Here is a 3,932-nt window from a genome sequence, read left to right as displayed (position 1 = left end):
ACTCGTAGCTTGCCGTCACCTGCGTGTTTAGTGTGGGATCCCATCGCGATGCTGCCGCGAATACTCCTTGCTCGATGTCGGTGAAGTCGCGGAACGATTGCGCTTCGTGCCAGGACAGATTCACTCGTACGCTCGCGTTGTGTTGCTCGAATGGAATCGAGCTGTCGAGTAGCGCGAATCGCGTGTCGTGTGAAGCGAGGCGACCTTCGACGATGGTGCGTGCTTCGAGCAGCGGTTTCTTGGTGACGACGTTGACCACGCCGCCCGGCGGCAGCTGGCCGAAGGCGATGGAAGCCGGCCCTTTGATGATCTCGATGCGGTCGACATTGACGGTGTTGATGCGGAAGATGCTGCCGCGCCTGAAGCCGTCGCGATAGACCGAGTTGCGACGAAAGCCTCGCACCAGAAAATCATCGTTGGTGCCGCCGAAACCGTCGCTGAAAGTGACCGCGGTGACGTTCTGCAGCGCTTCGGCAAGGTCGAGTGCTTTCTGGTCGAGCAGTACCTGTTCCGGGATGATTTCCACGGACCGGGGCGAGTCGAGAAAGCTCAGCGGGAATCCTGTCAACGTGTCCGAGGCCGCGATGTCGTAACGGCGGGGATCCACCCCAAGCACCACCAACTCCTCGACCGTAGCTTGCTGTAGAGGCTGCGTGTTGGGCGAGGCTCGAGTCGGGCCTTGGCGTGGCGCTTTGAAGATGCGCACACTGCGGCCGTCGATCTCGAAGGTCAGTCCGGTGTCTGTCAGCAGAGTGGACAGTGCACCGCGTGCCGACATATGCCCACGCACGCCGGGCGTTCTGGTCGTGGCGATCTGCGGGTCGGTGTAGACCACTTGCAAATGCGTTCGTCGAGCGAAACCAATCAGCGCATTGCGCAGCGGCCCGGCGGCAAGATCGAAAGCATATTGCGGTTCGGCCTCGGCGGCCTGGCTTCGACTCGCAACCACACCCTCTAGCAAGGCACCAAACACCAGTGCTAGCAGTACGTGTGCAAGCGGCTTGGTGGGGTGCATCGGTACGCTGCTGTTCCTGCTAGCCGGAAGGCCGGCTGCTCAAGAATACCCGGAGATCGTCGCTACTGCGCGTGACGCGTATCGGCAAGGCGTGCTCGATGGAGGCCAGTGCCGCATCGGTGTCGTGAGCGTCGAAGATTCCATAGACGCGCAGGGTTTCCAATGCAGCCTCGGTGATCACTAGTTCCCGGTCGGTGTATCGGCCGAGTTCGCGAACGACTTCACTGAGGGTCGCACCGTCGAAGATCAGTTGGCCGTTGCGCCAGGCGGCGACATCGTCGATGTTGCCGAGAGCAGCGAGCTGCAGGCTTGCGCTATCCGTTGTTTGTTCCGGAACGGCGCTGTAGGTCACCGCCTCGCCGGCGCGAGCGATGATTTTTCGCGTGGCTCGGGTGAAGGGATCGTGACGGGTGACCTCGACCACGCCTTCGATGACGGCGACGCGTACGAACAAATCGTGGATGTCGACTTCGAACACCGTGCCGATGGCGCGGACTTCGCCATTGGCCGCGCTGACGATAAACGGCCTCTTGGGATCGTGAGCCGCGGTGAACAGCGCCTCGCCAGAGCGAAGCCGAATGTCGCGTCGATCGGAGTTGAGTTGGATCTCCATGCTGGAGCGTGCATTGAGATGAACTTGAGAGCCATCGCGCAGTTGGATCAGCTGCGGGCTGCCCATCGCCGTGGCGTAGTGCTCGATGTCGGCGGCTCGAGTGAAAAAAAGCACACCGACCACCGCCAACACGACCGCTGCGGCCAGGCTCCACCCGACGACCCAGCGGTGATCTCGGCCTGATGCGCGGTGTCTTTCAATCTCGAGTTGCGGCGGCCCGGCGGCGAACGGCGAGGGTGGCTGCAAGTCGCCGGCTACATCCCACAATGCTTCGAGTTCCCGGTAACGCAGATACTGATCGGGGTTCTCGCTGGCCCATTTCTCGAACAGCAGTTGATCGCGAGCCTGCGTCTCGCCGGAATGCATGATGCTGAACCATTCATCGATCTTGTCTGCTTGCATGTCCGTATCCTCAGTCCTCGATCGGGGCGAGCAGCTTGCTCTTCAGGCATGCCATGGCGTGAGCCAGGTGTTTGTGCACCATGCGGGTTGAGATGTGCAGGCGACTGGCGATCTGCGACACCGCCAGATTCTCGTAGCGGCGCAGGTAGAACACTTCACGGCATTTCACCGGAAGCGCGTCATAGGCCGCCATGAAGGCGCCGTAGAGTTGCCGGTAGTTGAGCTCCTCTTCCTGCGAAGGCGCGGGACTTTCGCAGTCCTGCTCCTGGAGCACGGCGGCCGGGTCGATCACCTTGAGACGGTCGCGGCGCACCCGATCCAGCGCCAGGTTGTTCGCGATCTGGAACAGATAGGCGCGTGGATGCTCCAGGCGCTGCGGGGCCGGCATGGACAGCAACTTGAGAAAAGATTCTTGAGCGAGTTCGCTCGCGGTCTCCTCGCACCGGACCTTGGCGAAGATGAAGCGTTGCAGGGAAGTCTGGTGACTGCGCGCCAGTTGCGACACGAAGTCCGCTTTGGCCTGATCCCGATCCCAGACCAGGGCCATTTCCGCGCGCGCACGTGGCGAGTTCGCGTCCGAAGTCATCGGTTCGTTGCCCAGTTACCCATGATGCTTGTAACGAACCAGGCGCCCGAATGTGAACCTTGGAACGTCACGGCACCGGCGCAGGCGGGTTCAGCCAGCGTTCGAACCACTCGACGGCGCCCTGTTGGGAGGCAAGCCGCTCCCAGGGCCGGATCAGCACATGCGCGCCCTCGGGCAGGTAGTTCATATCGACCGGTTTGGCCAGGCTGCGAAGGCCGGCGTACAGTTCCCAGCTCGCCAGCAAAGAGGCGGGCCCGATGACTTCCAGTCGCACGGGGCTAACGATGGCGGGGATATTGAACGTCGGTTGCGAGTTGCGCCAGCGCTCCAGGCAATCCCCGACCGGCGCGCAGCCGGTCACTGCCTCGTATTCTTGTCGCCGCCCGCGGCCAGACTGATTCCATCCCAGCCAATAACTCAGGTAGCCCATGTCCAGTGGGTCCGCCAGCAGGGCGGCAGCGAATGGCAGCTGCGAGTGAGTCAGCGTGTCTTGAACGTAGTAGCCCGAGCGGCTGAAGCCCATCAAGCCGACGCGTTGCGGATCGATCGGTAAGCGAGCGCTGAGCGCGGTTACTGCCGCTTCGAATCCGGCGCGATGGGCTTCGGCTTCGGTGGGCGTATTGCGCTCGTCGAAGTGATCCTCCATCTGCAAGACGAACATGTCGCGTGCCGCGAGCGCGCGGGCCGCGTAGCCGGTGGTGAAAGGCTCAGCGGTCAGTGAGTGCGTGCCGTCGAGCAGAAAGCGCGATGGCCAGAATCCATGGCTTTGGATGACCAGCGGATATCGCTGGCCCGGCATCAGGCGCACGGGACGTAACAGCCCACCTCGCCAAGCACGGCCGCGCGAGTCGACCCAGTCGACGACTTCCGCGGTGCTAGGCGAAAGCTCGCGGAACGACGGATTCAGATCAGAGATTTTGGCTTTCAGAGTGCCGCGACAATTGGTTGCCACGACATCCGGTGCAACATTCAGGCTCTCCTCGATGGTCAGCACAATCCCGCCGTTGCAGGCGGCTTGCTCGATCCGTCGCCACGTGCCGCCAACCGCTCGATAGCTCCATGCAGGCAGCGGTCCATCGACGTTCGCTCGATGCAGCATCAGCGTGTCGTTTTTGAGCCGGTCCACCGAGGACACTCGCACGAAACTCGTGTCGTTCCAGTAAGAGTTGAGCGCCGTGATCTTGCGACGCAAGTTGCCCGATAAGTCCGTTTCCACGATGGCAGCGGTTGGCTGCACGCCTGCCGCGTCCAGCGGTAGCAGCGTGTTCACCAAAATGACCGAGCGCGAGTCTGTGGCCCACAGAGCCGAGGGCGCG

The 3,932-nt window shown here is 62.3% G+C and carries 4 protein-coding genes; all 4 read right to left on the bottom strand.

The window, feature by feature from the left end; translation table 11 throughout:
* On the bottom strand, positions 1 to 1,015 hold a 1,015-nt coding region (locus tag JNL55_RS03660), incomplete at its 3' end, for a TonB-dependent receptor plug domain-containing protein (RefSeq protein WP_293849405.1).
* Between the two features lie 19 nt (positions 1,016 to 1,034).
* On the bottom strand, positions 1,035 to 2,030 hold the full coding sequence (locus tag JNL55_RS03655) for a FecR family protein (protein WP_293849402.1): 996 nt from the start codon (positions 2,028 to 2,030) through the stop codon (positions 1,035 to 1,037).
* A gap of 10 nt (positions 2,031 to 2,040) precedes the next feature.
* Complete coding sequence (locus JNL55_RS03650; protein ID WP_293849399.1) at positions 2,041 to 2,616, bottom strand: RNA polymerase sigma factor; 576 nt, start codon at positions 2,614 to 2,616, stop codon at positions 2,041 to 2,043.
* A 67-nt stretch (positions 2,617 to 2,683) separates the two neighbouring features.
* A partial coding sequence (locus JNL55_RS03645; protein WP_293849396.1) for an alpha/beta hydrolase family protein occupies positions 2,684 to 3,932 on the bottom strand: 1,249 nt, incomplete at its 5' end.

Origin of the sequence: Steroidobacter sp., from assembly GCF_016790065.1 — a bacterium.
Classification (GTDB): Bacteria; Pseudomonadota; Gammaproteobacteria; order Steroidobacterales; family Steroidobacteraceae; genus Steroidobacter.
Note: the sequence above shows the minus strand (reverse complement) of the source record. Positions and strands in the feature narration are given on the sequence as shown.